This window comes from Pseudomonas sp. FW305-3-2-15-C-LB1, from assembly GCF_058787615.1.
In genome coordinates, this window is the sequence record NZ_JBYSZX010000028.1 from 1 (window position 1) to 17276 (window position 17276).

The window sequence follows — 17276 nt, forward strand, 5'->3', positions numbered from 1 at the left end:
ACGCATATCCAAACACCTCAGATTTGGGCGCCATCATAGCGCCCGATTGAAGTGTCCAAAATCATTAGGCCAGTTCAAGCCCCCTCCCACACTTAAAGGTTTTCACAGATCAAAATGTGGGAGGGGGCTTGCCCCCGATAGCGATGGAAAATTCAGCGCCTGGTCAACTGATACACCCGTTCATCCAGCCGCGTGACGCCGTCCTGCACGAACTTCCAGCTCTCGCCCAGGATGTCTTGTTCTTCCAGCACCTCCAAGGCCCAGTGCGCACCCAGCAACACCTTCACCTCGTCATCCGTTACTGCAAACGGTGGTCCGGCTTTTTGCGTCTGGTCGTAATCGAGGGTGATCAACAGCCCCTCGCAACCTGGACGCAACAGACTGTTCAGATGCTCGGCATACCGCACACGCATCAGCGGCGGCAAGGCGATGAGGGCGGCGCGGTCATAAAGCGCAGCGCAATCGGCCAGCGCCTCAGCATCAAGGGTGAAGAAGTCGCCACACCACACCTCGATCAAGCCCGCCTGATACACCGCAAAGGTGCCCCGTTGCGTGATACGGGGCACAAGGTCCTGTTCGTCGAAAAACGCCTCGACCGCCTGCTCCGACAGCTCCACACCCAATACTCGCAGCCCCTGGCTGGCCAGCCACATCAAGTCCAGGCTTTTGCCACACAAGGGCACCAACACCTGCGCGCCCTCGGCCAGGCCCAGTTGCGGCCAATGTCGTTGTAGATACGGATTGACCTTGGGTTGGTGAAAGCCGATCTGGTTGCTTGCCCAGCGGTCCTGCCAAAATTTAGGCTCCATAGATCACCCCGAAAATTCGATCAAAAGGCACTAAAACTTATATTAGATTTAGATCAATGATCTGATTGAAGATGGGCCCATGTTAACGCTCAGGACCCTCCTTATGTTGCCCAGCCTGTTTATCTCCCACGGGTCGCCCATGCTCGCCCTGCAACCCGGCGCCAGCGGCCCGGCGCTGCAACAGCTAGCGGCCGAGCTGCCCCGACCGAAGGCCATCGTGGTGGTGTCGGCGCACTGGGAAAGCCCTGAACTTCTGGTCAGCGGCAGCGCCGCGCCGGAAACCTGGCATGACTTCGGCGGCTTTCCCCGCGAGCTGTTTGCCGTGCAATACCCGGCCCCGGGCGACCCGCAGTTGGCCGGCAAGATTGTCGAGCTGCTGCACGCCGATGGCCTGAATGCGCGCATCGATGACCGTCGCCCCTTTGACCATGGCACCTGGGTCCCGCTGTCGCTGATGTACCCGGCGGCGGATATCCCGGTGGTGCAGGTGTCTTTGCCGAGCCGCATGGGCCCAGCCCTGCAGACCCGCGTCGGGCATGCTCTTGCGGGCCTGCGTGAGCAAGGCGTGTTGTTGATCGGCTCCGGCAGCATCACCCACAACCTGGGCGAGTTGGACTGGCATGCAGGCCCGGAGAGCATCGAGCCATGGGCGCGGAATTTCCGGGACTGGGTGGTGGACAAGCTGGCAGCCAACGATGAAACCGCGCTGCACGACTATCGCCGCCAGGCACCAAATGCCGTGCGTAGCCACCCCAGTGATGAACACTTGCTGCCCCTGTACTTCGCCCGTGGCGCCGGTGGCGAATTCAGCGTGGCGCACCAGGGATTCACCATGGGCGCGCTGGGGATGGACATCTACCGCTTCGGCTAAAGTAAATTTCAGGCAAAAAAATCCCCGAACCAGTCGGGGATTTTTTTTGTGCGATCAATCAGCCCAAGGGCGGATCAATCTTCGCGGTAGCGACGCAGTTTGAGCTGCTTACCGGCAACGCGAGTGTCTTTGAGCTTGGTCAGCAGTTTTTCCAGACCGTCTTCCGGCAGTTCCACCAGGGAGAAGCTGTCACGGACCTGGATGCGACCGATGGCTTCACGTGCCAGACCACCCTCATTGAGGATAGCGCCCAGCAGGTTCTTGGCAGCGATGCCATCACGCGCGCCCAGCGCGGTACGGCAACGCGCACGGCCTTCAGCCAATGGAACCGGAGCGCGACGCTCACGATCACCACGGTCTGGACGGTCGCCGGAACGCTCCGGACGATCACCGCGCGGCGCGCTGTTCGGCACCAGTGGACGTTCTTTCTCGATGGCCGCCAGGGTCAGGGCCTGACCGTTGGTTGCCTTGCGCAGCAGGGCTGCAGCCAGGGCACGCGGGGTGCAACCGATGTCGGCGGTCAGGCGGTCCAGCAGGTCGCCGTGGGTCGATTCAGCGTCAGCCACCAGTGGCGCCAGGCTGTTGGTCAGTTTCTTGATGCGGGCATCGAGGACTGCCTGGGCATCCGGCAGGCGCACTTCAGCGACTTTCTGACCGGTCACACGCTCGATCACTTGCAGCATGCGGCGCTCACGCGGCGTCACCAGCAGCAGTGCACGACCTTCGCGACCGGCACGGCCAGTACGGCCGATACGGTGCACGTAGGACTCCGGGTCGTACGGCATGTCAACGTTGAACACGTGGGTGATACGTGGAACGTCGAGGCCACGGGCAGCAACGTCGGTCGCTACAACGATGTCCAGGCGGCCATCCTTGAGGGAGTCGATCACGCGCTCACGCTGGTTCTGGGCGATGTCACCGTTCAGCGCAGCGGCTTTGTAGCCTTTGGCTTCCAGGGCACTGGCCAGGTCCAGGGTCGCTTGCTTGGTGCGCACGAACATGATCAGGGCGTCGAAGTCTTCGACTTCCAGCAGGCTCAATACAGCCGAGGTCTTCTGGTCAGCGTGAACCAACAGGTGAGCCTGTTCGATCGCGGTAACGGTCTGGGTCTTGGTCTGGATCTTCACGTGTTGCGGATCGCGCAGGTGGCGTTCGGCAATGGCACGGATCGACTGTGGCAGGGTGGCCGAGAACAGTACGGTCTGACGGGTTGGTGGCAGTGCCTTGAAGATGACTTCCAGGTCATCCATGAAGCCCAGCTTCAACATTTCGTCAGCTTCGTCCAGAACCAGGTGGTTCACGGTCGACAGGACTTTCTCGTCACGACGCAGGTGGTCGCACAGGCGGCCCGGGGTGGCGACAACGATCTGTGCGCCATTGCGGATTGCCTTGAGTTGCGGGCCCATAGGCGCGCCGCCGTAAACGGCCACAACGGTTACGCCTGGCATTTGCTTGGCGTAGGTTTCAAAAGCGGTTGCTACTTGCAGCGCCAACTCACGAGTTGGCGCCAGGATCAGGGCTTGCGGTTCGCGCTTGGCAGGATCGATGCAGTGCAGGATAGGCAGGGCGAACGCGGCGGTTTTACCGGTACCGGTTTGCGCCTGGCCAATCATGTCCTGGCCGGCCATGATGATCGGGATCGATTGCTGCTGAATCGCCGAAGGCTCTTCGTAGCCGGTCGCTGCGACGGCTGCAAGAATATTCGGGTTGAGATTAAAAGCGGCGAAGCCGCCGGTTTCCTGGGTCATGGGTCTGCCTCTAAGTGCATCCGCAAAGACCCATGCTCCAAAGCTGCGCATGCCGTGTTGAGACTCAAGAGTCGCCCTGGCTGCTTTGTCGGCGGGGATTTGCGAAAACGAATGAATGAAAAAGATTCGTCAAGGGAGAGTCCGCTGTGCGGACGTGCAGCCGAAGCTGACTTCGGGGAATTGCGCTACCTAAACGCGGCCCGGTTAAAGGCCGGCGCGCACTATACCGGAAATAGCTGAAAAAGGGAGCTTTTTTTATCGCCATGTACCGATAAACCGCGCTATGTCACAGTCTTTGCAGATAACGCCGGCAGGGTCTATTTTCCAGAGGCCCGGCCCTGCTGGTCATAACGCTTAAACGGTTCACCTGAGCGTTGCGGCCCTTTGGTCCGAAACCTTTCCCCGCGCCCGAGGGCACACCCGATGAATCAAGCCAGCAGCAGCCGCGTCAGCCGTGAACTCCAGGGTCATGTCTTGCTTTTGGGTCTGGACCGGGTGGCCAAACGCAACGCGTTCGACCTCGACCTGCTCAATGAGCTGAGCCTGGCGTATGGCGAATTTGATCGAAATGATGACGCTCGGGTGGCCGTGGTGTTTGCCCATGGCGACCACTTTACCGCCGGGCTGGACCTGGCCAATGTCAGCGGCGTAATGGCCGGTGGCTGGCAGCCGCCTCTGGGCGGTTGTGATCCGTGGGGCGTATTTGCCGGCCCGCGCGTGAGCAAACCGGTGATCGTCGCAGCCCAGGGCTACTGTCTGACCATCGGTATCGAATTGATGCTGGCCGCCGATATCAACTTGTGCGCGAGCAACACGCGCTTTGCGCAGATGGAAGTGCAGCGTGGGATCTTTCCGTTCGGCGGCGCGACACTGCGCCTTCATCAGATCGCCGGCTGGGGCAACGCGATGCGCTGGCTGCTCACCGGCGACGAATTCGATGCCCATGAAGCCCTGCGCCTGGGCCTGGTGCAGGAAGTGATGGCCAGCGAGGACTTGCTGCCCCGCGCCGTCGAACTGGCCAACCGCATTGCGCGCCAGGCACCGCTGGGCGTGCAGGCCACGTTGATGTCGGCACGGCTGGCGCGCATGGAAGGCGAAGCCGTGGCGGCTGAGGCGTTGCCGCCGATGGTGGACAAATTGCTCAACAGTGAGGATGCCAAGGAAGGTGTGCTGGCGATGGTGGAGAAGCGGCCAGGGGTGTTCAAAGGTATTTAGTCGTCGTCAGTGATGGCCTCTTCGCGGGCAAGCCCGCTCCCACAGGGGAATGCAGTCCAAATGTGGGAGCGGGCTTGCCCGCGAAAGGGCCAGTTCAGGCAATCAAGTAGCCGGCCGGATCGCCTTGATCAACCCCTGCAACGAATACCCCAGGCGTGGCACCAATGCCTCGGCACGCGCCGTCAACGCTTGCATATCCAGCTCCTGATCCAACTCCGAAGGCACCAGCAAGATCACGTTGCCCTCCTTCACCGGCAGCTCCCAGTAATGCCGGTGATACAACCCGCGCAACAATGCCGCGCCCAACGGCTTGCCGTCATCGGTGGCCCATTGGTTGATCACCAGCCAGCCGCCGGGATTGAGTTTCTTCTGGCAGTTTTCCAGGAAGGTCCAGGCCAGGTGCCCGACGCCGGGACCGACGTCCGTATAGAGGTCCACGAAGATCAAGTCTGCCGATTCGGCGGTTTCCAGCAATTGGAGGGCATCACCAATGCGGATATACAACCGCGGGTCGTCATCCAGCCCCAGGTATTCGATGGCCAGGCGCGGCACGTCGGGGCGCAACTCGATGGCTTCCACATCTTCCAGCGGCAGGAACCTGAGGCACGCCTGCGTCAACGTCCCGGCACCCAGGCCAAGGAACAGCGCGCTCTCAGGCTGTTCATGACACAACGCACCGATCAGCATCGCACGGGTGTAGTCATACTCCAGCCAGCTCGGGTCAGCGGTGAACACGCAGCTCTGCTCGATGGCATCGCCAAACTCGAGAAAACGGTAATCGGCCACTTCGAGCACACGGATCATGCCGAATTCATCATGGACTTCGGCGAGCAGGCGCTCGACACGCTCCTCGGTCATCACAACTCCTAACGGGTTTGCTGCACGGCAAAGGCGCGATTGTCGGCCAACCGGCGGCAACAGGTCACGCACTAATTGCTGATAACATTGGCGCCCCACCGTCAATCAGCCAATCGAGTTCATGATGAGCCAACCCTGGAGCCCCGACAGCTGGCGCGCCCTGCCGATCCAGCAACAACCCCGGTACCCGGACGCTGCACACTTGCTGCAAGTGGAGCAGAACCTGGCCAGCTACCCGCCACTGGTGTTTGCCGGAGAAGCTCGCGAACTGCGCCGCCAGTTTGCCGAGGTGACCCAGGGCCGTGCGTTCCTGCTGCAAGGCGGCGATTGCGCCGAGAGTTTTGCCGAGTTCTCCGCCGCGAAAATCCGCGACACGTTCAAAGTGCTGCTGCAAATGGCTATCGTGATGACCTTCGCCGCCGGCTGCCCGGTGGTCAAGGTCGGGCGCATGGCGGGCCAGTTCGCCAAGCCGCGTTCGGCCAATGATGAAACCATCGACGGTGTCACCCTGCCCGCCTACCGTGGCGACATCGTCAATGGCATCGGTTTCGACGAGAAAAGCCGCGTGCCGGACCCGGACCGCCTGCTGCAGTCCTACCACCAGTCCACCGCTACCCTGAACCTGCTGCGCGCCTTTGCCCAGGGCGGTTTTGCCGACCTGCACCAGGTGCACAAGTGGAACCTGGACTTTATCGCCAACTCTGCGCTGGCCGAAAAATACAGCCAACTGGCCGACCGTATCGACGAAACCCTGGCCTTCATGCGCGCCTGCGGCATGGACAGCTCGCCGCAACTGCGCGAGACCAGCTTCTTCACCGCCCACGAAGCGCTGCTGCTCAACTACGAACAAGCCTTCGTACGCCGTGACAGCCTGACCAACGACTACTACGACTGCTCGGCCCATATGCTGTGGATCGGCGATCGCACTCGCCAACTGGACGGCGCTCACGTCGAGTTCCTGCGCGGGGTGAACAACCCGATCGGGGTCAAGGTCGGGCCGAGCATGAACCCGGATGACCTGATCCGCCTGATCGATATCCTCAACCCGGACAACGACCCCGGCCGCCTCAACCTGATCGCGCGCATGGGCGCGGGCAAGGTCGGCGATCACCTGCCCCACCTGATTCGTGCCGTGCAGCGCGAGGGCAAGCAGGTGCTGTGGAGCTCGGACCCGATGCATGGCAACACCATCAAGGCCAGCAGCGGCTACAAAACCCGCGACTTTGCGCAGATCCTCGGCGAGGTGAAGGAGTTTTTCCAGGTGCACCAGGCCGAAGGCAGCTATGCCGGCGGGATTCACATCGAGATGACCGGGCAGAACGTCACCGAGTGCATCGGCGGCGCACGGCCGATCACCGAGGATGGCTTGTCGGACCGCTATCACACCCACTGCGACCCACGGATGAATGCCGATCAGTCGCTGGAACTGGCGTTTCTGATTGCCGAGACCTTGAAGCAGGTCAAACGCTGAGTTTTCAGTTGCCTTCAGGGCCTCATCGGGGGCAAGCCCCCCTCCCACACTTGAATGTATTCACAGATCAAAATGTGGGAGGGGGCTCGCCCCCGATGAGACCCTGAAGACCAACCCCCATGCTGATCATCGCAGCCCGCAACCGCTCGGCACTCGGCCTTTGGCAATTGAGTTGCACCTGCTCCAGCCCCAGCCAGTCGGCCATTTGCCGCAGGTTTTGCGCCAGCGCCAACATCCCTTGCTCATCCAGCCCCGGCTCTTCTTCGTGCACCGCATGCACCGCCAGGCGCCCGTTGGCGCGTTCGGCGCGCAGGTCGACGCGCGCGGCGATCCGCTCGTTGTGCAGGAACGGCAGCACGTAGTAACCGTACACCCGCTTGTCCTGCGGGGTGTAGATCTCCAGCCGGTAACGGAAGTCGAACAGCCGCTCGGTGCGACTGCGCTCCCAGACCAGCGAATCAAACGGCGACAACAAGGCGCTGGCCGGCACTTTGCGCGGCACTTTGGGATCGGGCAGGCAGTACGCCGCCTGTTTCCAGCCTTGTACCTGGCACGTCACCAGTTGACCGTCCTCCACCAGTTCAGCAAGGCGATGGCGGCTGTCGGCCGGATCGAGACGGAAGTAATCGCGCAGGTCTTTTTCAGTACCGACACCCAACGCGGTGGCGCTGTGCAGCAACAAACCACGCTGGGCCTCGGCTTCGGTCACAGTGGTTTGAAGGATATCGCCGGGAATGACCCGCTCCGGCAAATCATAGAGCCGCTCAAACCCGCGCCGACCGGCGACTGTGACCAAACCAGCAGCAAACAGCCATTCCAACGCATGCTTTTCGTCGCTCCAGTCCCACCATGGGCCGGCGCGTTCCTCGCGGGTCGACAAGCTGCCGGCACCCAGCGCGCCCTGCTGCTCAACAGTGTGCAGTACACGTTGAATCGTGGCCTGTTGCTCACGCCCAAAACGCGCCATCTGCGAATAAATGCCCTGCCCTTGCCTGGCCCGCTCCATGCGCCAGCGCATCAACGGGAACAATGCCATCGGCAGGAGCGACGCCTCATGCCCCCAGTATTCGAACAGAGAGCGCCGCCGCCCCTGGCTCCAGGCAGCCTGTTCGAGCAACAACGGGGAATAGTGACCCAGACGGGAAAACAGCGGCAGGTAATGGGAGCGCACCACCGCATTGACCGAATCGATCTGCAGCACGCCCAGGCGCTCGATCATACGGTTGAGGTGCGCAGCCTTGATCAGTGCAGGCGCCTGGCGCCCGGAAAAACCCTGGGCCGCCAGCGCCATGCGTCGAGCTTGCTTGAGTGAAAACGACTGGTCGGCGGGCATGGGTTTCTCCGTGGGGGCTCGCCGACTACCCTACTGCATCCGCGATCATTTTCGCAGCGGATCTTGCCAGAAATGCAGGTGGAGCTCCTGCTCCACGTCGCCGCGATTGAGGCCGATGTCCTTGAGCGCATCATCGCTCAAGGTCGCCAGCATCTGGCGCTCCTCATGCAGCGTCTGCCAACGGACAATCTTGTGAAGCAGCCCGGTAAACGGACGTTTCGCCAGTAATACAAAACCTCTTTGACCTTTCATCTTCTCGCCCTCCAGTGGGGATGGCGCAAGTGTGTGCGTGGGCTTAAGATCAATCCAACGAATGTTTCTCATGCAATACATCTCGGAGATTGATCAATTGTCCGGCTACCCAAGCATCGACACTGAGGTGCTGCGCACCTTCGTCGCCATCGCCGACCAGGGCGGCTTTACCCGCGCCGGCGAGCTGGTCAACCGCACTCAATCGGCGGTGAGCATGCAGATGAAGCGCCTGGAAGAGGACGTATTGCAGCGCAAGCTGTTCGAGCGCGATGGCCGGCAGGTGCGGCTGACGCCTGAGGGCCAGGTATTGCTGGGCTATGCGCGGCGTATCCTGAAACTGCACAGCGAGGTGTTCAACACCCTGCGCGAGCCGCACATGGTCGGGTTGGTGCGCATCGGCACGCCGGACGACTACGTGATGCGGTTCCTGCCGGGCATTCTCAAGCAGTTCTCCAAGGCGTACCCGCTGATCCAGATCGAGATGCACTGCGAGGCGTCGACGGTATTGATGCAGCGTCGGGATTTGGCACTGACCGTTGTCAGTCGTGAGCCGGGCAATGAGATCGGTGAACTGTTGCGCACGGAGCGCATGGTGTGGGCAGCGGCGCCGTGCTTCTGCGCCGACGAGCACGACGCCCTGCCGCTGGCGATGTCCGGCGCCGATTGCCTTTATACCCAGTGGGCACGCTCGGCACTGGACGCGGCCGGGCGCGATTATCGCCTGGCCTACCACAGCTCCAACGTGTCGGCGATCCAGGCGGTTGTCAATGCAGGCCTGGCGGTGATGGTCAGCATGGAGAGCCTGGTGACCGAAGACCTGCGCGTACTCGGCCGCGACGAGGGTTTCCCGCCGCTGCCGTCAATGAATCTGCATTTGCTGCGTAACCCGCAGATGAATTCGCCCATCACCGACTGCCTGGCGGAATACATCCTCGAAGGTTTCAGACTTTAAAGGTCAACATCACCGCGCACACCACCAGGAAGCCGCAGAACAGACCGCGCAGCACACGTTCCGGCAGTGCATGGGCCACCTTCACGCCCCAACTGATGCTGAGCAAACCGCCCACGGCCAACGGCACACCGATCATCCAGTCAACTTCCTGATGCCAGGCGTAAGTGACCAATGTCACCCCCGTGCTCGGCAAGGCCAAGGCCAGGGATAACCCTTGGGCAACCACCTGGCTCGTGCCGAACACACTGGTCAGCACCGGCGTAGCGACCACGGCGCCGCCGACGCCAAACAAACCGCCCATGGACCCGGAAGCGGCACCGAGCACTCCAAGCCACGGCCAGGAATAGCGCATCTGCGCCGTAGGCGGTGCGTTGCGGGTGAACATGCGCAGCAGGTTGTAGGCAGACAGTGCCAGCAAAAAAGCGATAAAACCGATGCGCATTGCACCCGCGTCCAGCCCCACCGCCCAGATCGAACCCAGCCAGGCAAACGTGAACCCCATGACGCCGAGCGGCAGCGCATGGCGCAACTCGATACGGTTGCGCTGGTGATAGCGCCACAGCGCCAGCATCACGTTGGGCACCACCATCACCAAGGCGGTGCCTTGGGCCAATTGCTGGTCCAGGCCGAACAACACGCCCAGCACCGGAATGGCAATCAACCCACCGCCAATGCCAAACAGGCCGCCCACCGTGCCGAGGGCCGCACCCAAGATCAGGTACATCACTAAATCCAACACCGCTTGTTACTCCGCAATCCCAGGCCTTGCATGCTACGCAGTCGGCTCTGGCGCGGAAACGCACAGCAACGCACAATGGCTGTGCCAATCTCGCATAAGCGACTTTACGATGAACCCCAATCCTCTGACCGATCAACTGAGCCTGTTTCTCGATGTACTGGAGACCGGCAGTTTCTCCGCCGCCGCACGCCGCCATCCGCTGACGCCGTCGGCGGTAGCACGACGGATCGACAGCCTGGAAAGCTCGGTGGGCAGCCGTTTGTTCCAGCGCAGCACCCATGCCGTGGTGCCGACCCCGGCTGGCCTGGCCTTCGCCGAGCGGGCACGGCGGATCGTCAGCGAGCTGCAACTGGCGCGTGCCGAAGCGGTGTCCCTCAGCCACGCGCCGGAAGGCCTGATCCGGGTAGATGCGCCGGCAGCGTTTGGGCGACGGCATCTGGCGCCGGTGATTGCGGACTTTCTGAATGTCTACCCGGGGCTGGATGTGCACCTGCATTTGATCGACAGCTTTGTGGATATGCAGGGCGCACACCTGGGCAAAGTGGACCTGGTGCTGCGCGCCGGGCATCTCGTCGACACGCGGTTGATCGCCACGCCCTTGGCGAGCATCGTGCGCATCGCGTGCGCCAGCCCGGCCTATCTGAAAAGCCGCGGCACGCCGATCCACCCTCGGGAACTGAGCGAACACGATGGGTTGGACTGGGATGGCCTGGCGCCCACGTTCGCCTGGCGCTTCGAGCTGGATGGGCGCCGCGCCACCTATCGCCCGCAACGCATCCGCATGAGTGCCAATAACGCTGAAGCCTTGTTGTCTGGTGCTTTGGCAGGACTGGGTATCGCTCACCTGCCCACGTGGCTGGCCAGCGAATACCTGGTGCGCGGCGAACTGCTGCCCTTGTTCTGCGAAGACGGCCTGCCCAGCCCCGAGACCACCGGGATCTACGCGCTGCGCCTGGAACAGCAACCCAATGCCCGCAGCCGATTGCTGCTGGAGTATCTGAAGTCCCGGTTCAGCCCGGTGCCGCCTTGGGATCTGGCGCTGCAGAGTGGCCTGGTCTAACCATTCGGTCAGAATTATCTGGCGCATTAAAGATTTGCCCGCTAGATTCCAGCCCAGACATGCTTTTTCGAGGTACCGCCATGAGCAAGAACCCTGATCCGTGCGAATCCCTGATGCTGGACAACCAGCTGTGCTTCGCCCTGCACTCCACCTCGCTGCTGATGACCAAGGTCTACAAGCCATTGCTGCAAGCACTTGGCCTGACCTACCCGCAGTACCTGGCCATGATGGTGTTGTGGGAAGAGGATGGTTTGACCGTCGGCGAAATCAGCAGTCGCCTGCTGACCGATCCGGGCTCGCTTACCCCACTGCTCAAGCGCCTGGAAGCCGAAGGTGTGCTCAGCCGTACCCGCAGCCGCGAGGATGAACGCGTCGTGGTTGTAGAACTGACCGAGGCCGGGCGGGCATTGCAGGACAAGGCCCTGGGGATCCCGCAGTGCATCCTGGGCGCCAGCGGCCTGGAATTGGACCAACTACGCAAGCTACAAGCTGATTTGATTGCACTGCGCAGCAACTTGCAGAACGCAATTTAGAACGCCCCTCCCACATCGGTTTTGGCTACACGACAATATTTTATAAATTTATCTTGCGCACTAAACATTAGCGCTATACATTTGCCTCACCAACTACTTAGCGCGCAAACATTTAGCGCTAACGGCCAAGAGGAAAACACCATGCAAACGCTCTACACCGCAGTAGCTACCGCCACCGGCGGCCGTGATGGTCGTGCTGTTTCCAGCGACAACATCCTCGACGTCAAACTCTCCACCCCCAAAGAACTGGGCGGTGCCGGCGGCCAGGCCACCAACCCTGAACAACTGTTCGCTGCCGGCTACTCGGCCTGCTTCATCGGTGCCCTGAAATTCGTCGCCAGCCAGACCAAACGCAAAATCCCGGATGACGCCTCGATCACCGCCCACGTTGGCATCGGCCAGATCCCCGGCGGTTTCGGCCTGGACATCGACCTGCACATCAGCCTGCCCGGCCTGGCCCAGGACGACGCGCAAAGCCTGGTCGACGCCGCCCACCAAGTCTGCCCGTACTCCAACGCCACCCGTGGCAACGTCGATGTACGCCTGCACGTGATCGTCTAAATGAAACCGGCCGCCCCTGGAGAACGAAATGAACACAATTGGTAAAGCGCTCACCGGCACCCTGCTCGCCTTGTCCATCACCCACGCCTTTGCGGCGACCGGTGAAGTCGAGCACAACACCCAGGCCTTCCTGGATGTGTTGAACGCAGGCAACGGCAAACCGATGGAACAACTGACGCCCAAGGACGCCCGTGCCGTACTGACCGGCGCCCAGGCCGGTGTGAAGCTGACCTTGCCCAAGGCGGATGTGAGCCAGAAGACCATCCAGGTCGACGGCAAGCCGCTGGACCTGACCATCGTGCGGCCAGCCGGGGTCAAGGGCACATTGCCTGTGTTCATGTTCTTCCACGGTGGCGGCTGGGTGCTGGGGGATTACCCGACCCATGAGCGCTTGGTGCGGGATCTGGTGGTGGGTTCGGGGGCGGTGGCGGTATTCGTCAACTACACGCCTTCACCGGAAGCACGTTACCCGGTGGCGATCAACCAGGCCTACGGCGCCACAAAATGGGTGGCCGAGCACGGTAAAGAGATCAATGTCGATGGCAAGCGCCTGGCGGTCGCGGGCAACAGCGTCGGCGGCAACATGGCGGCAGTGGTCAGCCTGATGGCCAAGGATAAGGGCACGCCGGCGATCAAGTTCCAATTGTTGCTATGGCCGGTGACCGACGCCAATTTCGACACCGCGTCCTACAACCAGTACGCCGAAGGGCACTTCCTGACCCGCAACATGATGAAGTGGTTCTGGGACAACTACACCACCGACGCCAACCAGCGCGCCGAGGTCTATGCCTCGCCGCTGCGGGCCACCACCGACCAGCTCAAAGGCTTGCCGCCTGCGCTGATCCAGACCGCCAGCGCCGATGTGCTGCGGGATGAGGGTGAAGCCTACGCCCGCAAGCTGGACGCAGCCGGTGTACCGGTGACTGCCGTGCGCTACAACGGCATGATTCACGACTACGGTCTGCTCAACGTGGTCAGCCAAGTCCCGGCAGTCCGCTCCGCATTGCTCCAGGCCTCGGATGAGCTGAAGCAACACTTGAAGTAAAAAGCAGCGCCCACGAAAAAGCCCGACTCAAGGTCGGGCTTTTTTTCGTATCGGCGGGGCCAGAATTACTTCTTGGCGCGACCTTTGTACGAACCGCCTTCGCGGGTATCGATCTCGATCAGGTCGTCGATTTCGATGAAATCGGCCACTTGCAGTTCGGTACCATTGCTCAGCTTGGCAGGCTTCATCACCTTGCCCGACGTGTCGCCGCGAGCGGAACCTTCGGTGTAGGCCACTTTACGCACGATGGTGGTCGGCAGCTCTACGGAAACCAGGCGCTCTTCGAAGAAAATAGCTTCGCAGACGTCTTCCATACCTTCTTCGATGAACGGCAGAACAGCTTCGATATCTTCAGCGTTCAGCTCGTACATGGTGTAGTCGGTGGTGTCCATGAACGTGTAGGTGTCGCCGCTGATGAAGGACAGGGTCGCTTCTTTGCGGTCGAGGATTACGTCGTCCAGTTTGTCATCGGCGCTGTAGACGATCTCGGTCTTGTAACCGGTCAGCAGGTTCTTCAGCTTGGTCTTCATGATGGCGCTGTTACGACCAGACTTGGTGAACTCAGCTTTCTGAACCAGCCAAGGGTCGTTTTCGAGACGGATCACTGTACCGGGTTTCAGTTCTTTACCAGTTTTCATTGCATATATCCGAAATTTGGATGGGATTTACAAAATTCAAGGTGGCGTATCATATCCAACTTTCATGAAAGTTCACCAGCGCCGTCGCAAGATCGGCCCGCAAGCCCTGTTCCAGACACCACGTTTCGGCGTGCTGGCTGACCTCCGGCCAATGTTCCAGCAGCATTTTCCACGGCTGGGCCATATCGCCCTCCGTGTTCCAGGCTTGCCAGAGCCCGATCAGCGCCGCCCTTGCCGAGGGTGATAAGCCTGCGGTGTACAGCTCCAGGAAGGCATCGAGTTTGTCGAGGTGAATATCTTCGTCCTGTCGATAGATATGCCACAGCAGCGGTCGCCCGGCCCACTGGGCGCGCACGAACGAGTCTTCACCGCGTACGGCATTGAAGTCACAGCACCACAGCAGGCGGTCGTATTGCTCCTGGCGCACGAACGCAATCACCTGCACCGTCAGCGATCCCCGCTGCTGGATATCCCCCGCCACCAGCCGCTCCAAGCCCAACCAACGCTGCACATCGCCAAGAATGCGCCCCTCCGGCACCAATAGATGAGTGGCACGCCCGTCCGTCGATAACACGTCCAGCCAACTGGCGAGCCCGGCATTCTCATAGGCAAACAGTGAGATCAGCCGCGCACCGGCTGTGGGAAACACACCCAAGGTTTGCAGGAAGTCTTGTTGCACGTTCACATCCTGCTGAAAAGCCCGACGCTGTTCCAGCAACCCGGCCTCACGCAAAAGGCCGCCGGTGCCAGGCCGGAATCCGGGGAAGAAGAAGTACTTCTGCACGCCCTTGAACTTCACCGATGGCAGCCGGTGGCAACCGACGACCCATTCCTCGGCGCTGAGATAATCCAGGTTCATCCACACCGGCGTGCGTTCGCGCTCGGCCATGGCCTCCATATACTCAGGTGGCAACTGGCAGGCAAACGCGGCGATCACGACATCCGCTGCAGGCGCGCCCACCCACTCCGTCGGCCAATGACGCACTTCGACACCTTCCTGCCATTGCTGGTCGAGTTGCACATCAATCTCAGGGCACATGCGCTCGAATGCGCGCAGGTCGTCGACCCACAAGCGCACAACACAGGCATGTTCCGCCACCAATTGCCGGGCCAGGCGCCAGGTCACGCCGATGTCGCCGAAGTTGTCGACGACGCTGCAAAAAATATCCCAGCGGGCTTTCATTCCGGGCTCCAACGCTCAAAGGTTCGATTGTCCGCATAAATGCGCGGATGCAGAAGGCTTGATCGCGATTATTCTGCACTGTGGCTGTGCGACAATCGCAGCCACGCCATCAATGCCTGCCAGGAGGGCACCATGTCTGATCGTCCGTTGTCGCTGTTCAAGCTCAGTGCCGCTATTGCGTCTGGCGTATGGCTGGGGTTTATCGCCATCGTGCTGACCACCTGGCTGGCGTCGCGCTACCTGTTTCCCCAGAGCCTGGCGCCAGTGGCCCAGGCCGTACAGCAATTGGGCAAACCTGCTGTGGCGGAGCCTGAACCGCCGAATCGCATGTTCGAGCAATATCAGCAGAACCTGCAGAAGCAGGAACAGCAACAGAGCCTGGAGCAGGCGCGCAACAACGCGCGCAACCTGTCCAACCCCAAATGCCAGTTCTGGCTGCAACAGGACCAGAACGCCCCCAACGAAAAGACCCGGGCCAATGTCCTGCAATTCTGCGATTGATGACCATGAATAAACACGCCGTCCACCTGCTGATCCTGGAAAAGCTCGGCGTCGACCTCGACATCGCACAGCGCGCTGCGCAGACCGCCTACGAAACCGCGACCCACGAAGAAAACATCGCTGAAAACAAATACGACACCCTGGGGCTGGAGGCGTCCTATCTGGCGGCCGGGCAAGCCAAGCGCGTCGAGGAGATCAGGCAGGCGTTGGCGCTGTGCCAGAACATGCCATTACGTGCCTTCGATGATCAGCGCGGCATAGAAGTCGGCGCCCTGCTGGGCCTGGAAGACGAGAACGGTCGCCAGCAATGGCTGTTCCTGGCACCGGATGCGGCCGGTTTAAAGGTGGACGTGGTTGGACAACCGGTGACCGTCATCACCCCGCGCTCACCACTGGGCAAAAGCCTGCTGGGCAAGTTCGAAGGCGATGAGGTGGAGATTCTGGTGGCAGGCGCCCGGCAACATTTTACGGTTACCGAGGCCAAATAAACCGCTGGCTTAATGGACGGGCAATTCAACGCCGTCGAACAGCTCTTCCAGCTCCTGCTTGTTGTGGCACTGGATCGCCTTGGCCATGACTTCGCGGGTCAGGTGCGGCGCAAACTTCTCGATGAAATCGCACATGAAGCCACGCAGGAAGGTGCCACGACGGAAGCCGATCTTGGTCACGCTGGACTCGAACAGCTCGCTGGCATCGAGCACCACCAGGTCTTTGTCGAGGGCCGTGTCGACCGCCATCTTGGCGACGATACCCACGCCCAGGCCCAGGCGTACATAAGTCTTGATCACGTCGGCGTCGGCGGCAGTGAACACCACTTTCGGCGTGAGGCCACGATGGCTGAAGGCTTCGTCGAGCTTGGAACGGCCGGTGAAACCGAACACGTAGGTCACGATCGGGTATTCGGCCAGGGCTTCCAGGGTCAGCTTCGGCAGCTTGGCCAGTGGGTGACCTTGCGGCACGACCACGCAACGGTTCCAGCGGTAGCACGGCATCATCACCAGGTCGCCGAACAGCTCCAGGGCCTCGGTGGCAATGGCGAAATCGACGGTGCCGTCAGCGGCCATCTCGGCGATCTGCATCGGCGAACCCTGGTGCATGTGCAGGGCCACATCCGGGTACTGCTTGATGAAATCACGGATCACCGGCGGCAACGCGTAACGCGCCTGGGTGTGGGTGGTGGCGATGGACAGGGTGCCTTTCTTCTCGTTGGAGAATTCCTGGGCGATCTGCTTGATGCTTTCGACTTTGCGCAGGATCTCGCCGGCGGTGGTGATGATGCGCTCACCGGCGGGGGTGACACGGGTGAGGTGCTTGCCACTGCGCGCGAACACTTCGACGCCCAACTCGTCTTCGAGCAGGCGGATCTGCTTGCTGATACCGGGTTGCGAGGTGTAGAGGCTTTGAGCGGTAGCGGAAACGTTGAGGTCGTGGTGCGCCACTTCCCAGATGTAGCGCAGTTGTTGAAGCTTCATATGTGTCCCTCAAAGCAGATAGACGCCACGGGTAT

At 61.1% G+C, this 17276-nt stretch carries 19 protein-coding genes; 10 read left to right on the top strand and 9 right to left on the bottom strand.

What is annotated here, in order from left to right:
* Positions 1-152: 152 nt before the first annotated feature.
* Positions 153-809 carry a thiopurine S-methyltransferase gene (locus AC3WP7_RS29055; protein WP_093530082.1) on the bottom strand — a complete coding sequence of 219 codons (657 nt, stop codon included), beginning with the start codon at positions 807-809 and terminating at the stop codon, positions 153-155.
* A gap of 103 nt (positions 810-912) precedes the next feature.
* Here AC3WP7_RS29055 and AC3WP7_RS29060 point away from each other — a divergent pair, with 103 nt between their 5' ends.
* Entirely contained in the window at positions 913-1680 is a 768-nt protein-coding gene (locus AC3WP7_RS29060) for a DODA-type extradiol aromatic ring-opening family dioxygenase (protein WP_092247717.1), read from the top strand.
* Between the two features lie 74 nt (positions 1681-1754).
* On the opposite strand, the gene AC3WP7_RS29065 is transcribed toward AC3WP7_RS29060, so the two are convergent.
* Entirely contained in the window at positions 1755-3428 is a 1674-nt protein-coding gene (locus tag AC3WP7_RS29065; protein WP_058427958.1) for a DEAD/DEAH box helicase, read from the bottom strand.
* Between the two features lie 423 nt (positions 3429-3851).
* Between AC3WP7_RS29065 and AC3WP7_RS29070 the strand changes: the two genes are divergently transcribed.
* A complete protein-coding gene (locus tag AC3WP7_RS29070; protein ID WP_071488514.1) occupies positions 3852-4643 on the top strand; it encodes a crotonase/enoyl-CoA hydratase family protein in 792 nt (263 codons plus the stop codon).
* Between the two features lie 102 nt (positions 4644-4745).
* On the opposite strand, the gene AC3WP7_RS29075 is transcribed toward AC3WP7_RS29070, so the two are convergent.
* Positions 4746-5501 (bottom strand): spermidine synthase, encoded by a 756-nt coding sequence (locus AC3WP7_RS29075; protein ID WP_102593084.1) that lies wholly within the window; start codon positions 5499-5501, stop codon positions 4746-4748.
* Positions 5502-5625: 124 nt separating this feature from the next.
* Between AC3WP7_RS29075 and AC3WP7_RS29080 the strand changes: the two genes are divergently transcribed.
* Complete coding sequence (locus AC3WP7_RS29080) at positions 5626-6972, top strand: class II 3-deoxy-7-phosphoheptulonate synthase (protein WP_071488516.1); 1347 nt, start codon at positions 5626-5628, stop codon at positions 6970-6972.
* A 67-nt stretch (positions 6973-7039) separates the two neighbouring features.
* Here the strand turns inward: AC3WP7_RS29080 and AC3WP7_RS29085 are convergent, their stop codons facing one another.
* A complete protein-coding gene (locus AC3WP7_RS29085) occupies positions 7040-8305 on the bottom strand; it encodes a winged helix-turn-helix domain-containing protein (protein ID WP_102593083.1) in 1266 nt (421 codons plus the stop codon).
* Between the two features lie 45 nt (positions 8306-8350).
* On the bottom strand, positions 8351-8557 hold the full coding sequence (locus AC3WP7_RS29090; protein ID WP_256572969.1) for a DUF1127 domain-containing protein: 207 nt from the start codon (positions 8555-8557) through the stop codon (positions 8351-8353).
* 70 nt (positions 8558-8627) lie between these two features.
* On the opposite strand from AC3WP7_RS29090, the gene AC3WP7_RS29095 reads away from it, so the two are divergent.
* On the top strand, positions 8628-9509 hold the full coding sequence (locus AC3WP7_RS29095; protein ID WP_071488519.1) for a LysR substrate-binding domain-containing protein: 882 nt from the start codon (positions 8628-8630) through the stop codon (positions 9507-9509).
* Here the strand turns inward: AC3WP7_RS29095 and AC3WP7_RS29100 are convergent.
* Positions 9499-10248, bottom strand: coding sequence for a sulfite exporter TauE/SafE family protein (locus tag AC3WP7_RS29100; RefSeq protein ID WP_071488520.1), 750 nt, complete (start codon positions 10246-10248; stop codon positions 9499-9501). The two genes, AC3WP7_RS29095 and AC3WP7_RS29100, sit on opposite strands and share 11 nt — an antisense overlap.
* 109 nt (positions 10249-10357) lie before the next feature.
* Here AC3WP7_RS29100 and AC3WP7_RS29105 point away from each other — a divergent pair, with 109 nt between their 5' ends.
* The 4 genes from AC3WP7_RS29105 (at position 10358) to AC3WP7_RS29120 (ending at position 13447) form a co-directional block, all read left to right on the top strand.
* Complete coding sequence (locus AC3WP7_RS29105; RefSeq protein ID WP_071488521.1) at positions 10358-11308, top strand: LysR family transcriptional regulator; 951 nt, start codon at positions 10358-10360, stop codon at positions 11306-11308.
* Between the two features lie 80 nt (positions 11309-11388).
* Positions 11389-11841, top strand: coding sequence for a MarR family winged helix-turn-helix transcriptional regulator (locus AC3WP7_RS29110; RefSeq protein ID WP_071488522.1), 453 nt, complete (start codon positions 11389-11391; stop codon positions 11839-11841).
* Positions 11842-11982: 141 nt separating this feature from the next.
* Entirely contained in the window at positions 11983-12402 is a 420-nt protein-coding gene (locus AC3WP7_RS29115) for an organic hydroperoxide resistance protein (protein WP_071488523.1), read from the top strand.
* 28 nt (positions 12403-12430) lie between these two features.
* Positions 12431-13447, top strand: coding sequence for an alpha/beta hydrolase (locus tag AC3WP7_RS29120; protein WP_093123306.1), 1017 nt, complete (start codon positions 12431-12433; stop codon positions 13445-13447).
* A gap of 65 nt (positions 13448-13512) precedes the next feature.
* On the opposite strand, the gene AC3WP7_RS29125 is transcribed toward AC3WP7_RS29120, so the two are convergent.
* Positions 13513-14085 (bottom strand): elongation factor P, encoded by a 573-nt coding sequence (locus tag AC3WP7_RS29125; protein ID WP_003172723.1) that lies wholly within the window; start codon positions 14083-14085, stop codon positions 13513-13515.
* Between the two features lie 49 nt (positions 14086-14134).
* Positions 14135-15268 carry an elongation factor P maturation arginine rhamnosyltransferase EarP gene (earP, locus tag AC3WP7_RS29130; protein WP_093123309.1) on the bottom strand — a complete coding sequence of 378 codons (1134 nt, stop codon included), beginning with the start codon at positions 15266-15268 and terminating at the stop codon, positions 14135-14137.
* A gap of 132 nt (positions 15269-15400) precedes the next feature.
* Between earP and AC3WP7_RS29135 the strand changes: the two genes are divergently transcribed.
* Both AC3WP7_RS29135 and AC3WP7_RS29140 read left to right on the top strand, forming a co-directional pair.
* Positions 15401-15769, top strand: coding sequence for a hypothetical protein (locus tag AC3WP7_RS29135; RefSeq protein ID WP_092247693.1), 369 nt, complete (start codon positions 15401-15403; stop codon positions 15767-15769).
* Positions 15770-15774: 5 nt separating this feature from the next.
* Positions 15775-16257: a GreA/GreB family elongation factor gene (locus tag AC3WP7_RS29140; protein WP_093123384.1), complete on the top strand. Its 483-nt coding sequence runs from the start codon at positions 15775-15777 to the stop codon at positions 16255-16257.
* A 9-nt stretch (positions 16258-16266) separates the two neighbouring features.
* Here the strand turns inward: AC3WP7_RS29140 and cysB are convergent, their stop codons facing one another.
* Positions 16267-17241, bottom strand: coding sequence for an HTH-type transcriptional regulator CysB (gene cysB, locus AC3WP7_RS29145; RefSeq protein WP_012722988.1), 975 nt, complete (start codon positions 17239-17241; stop codon positions 16267-16269).
* Positions 17242-17276 lie beyond the last annotated feature (35 nt).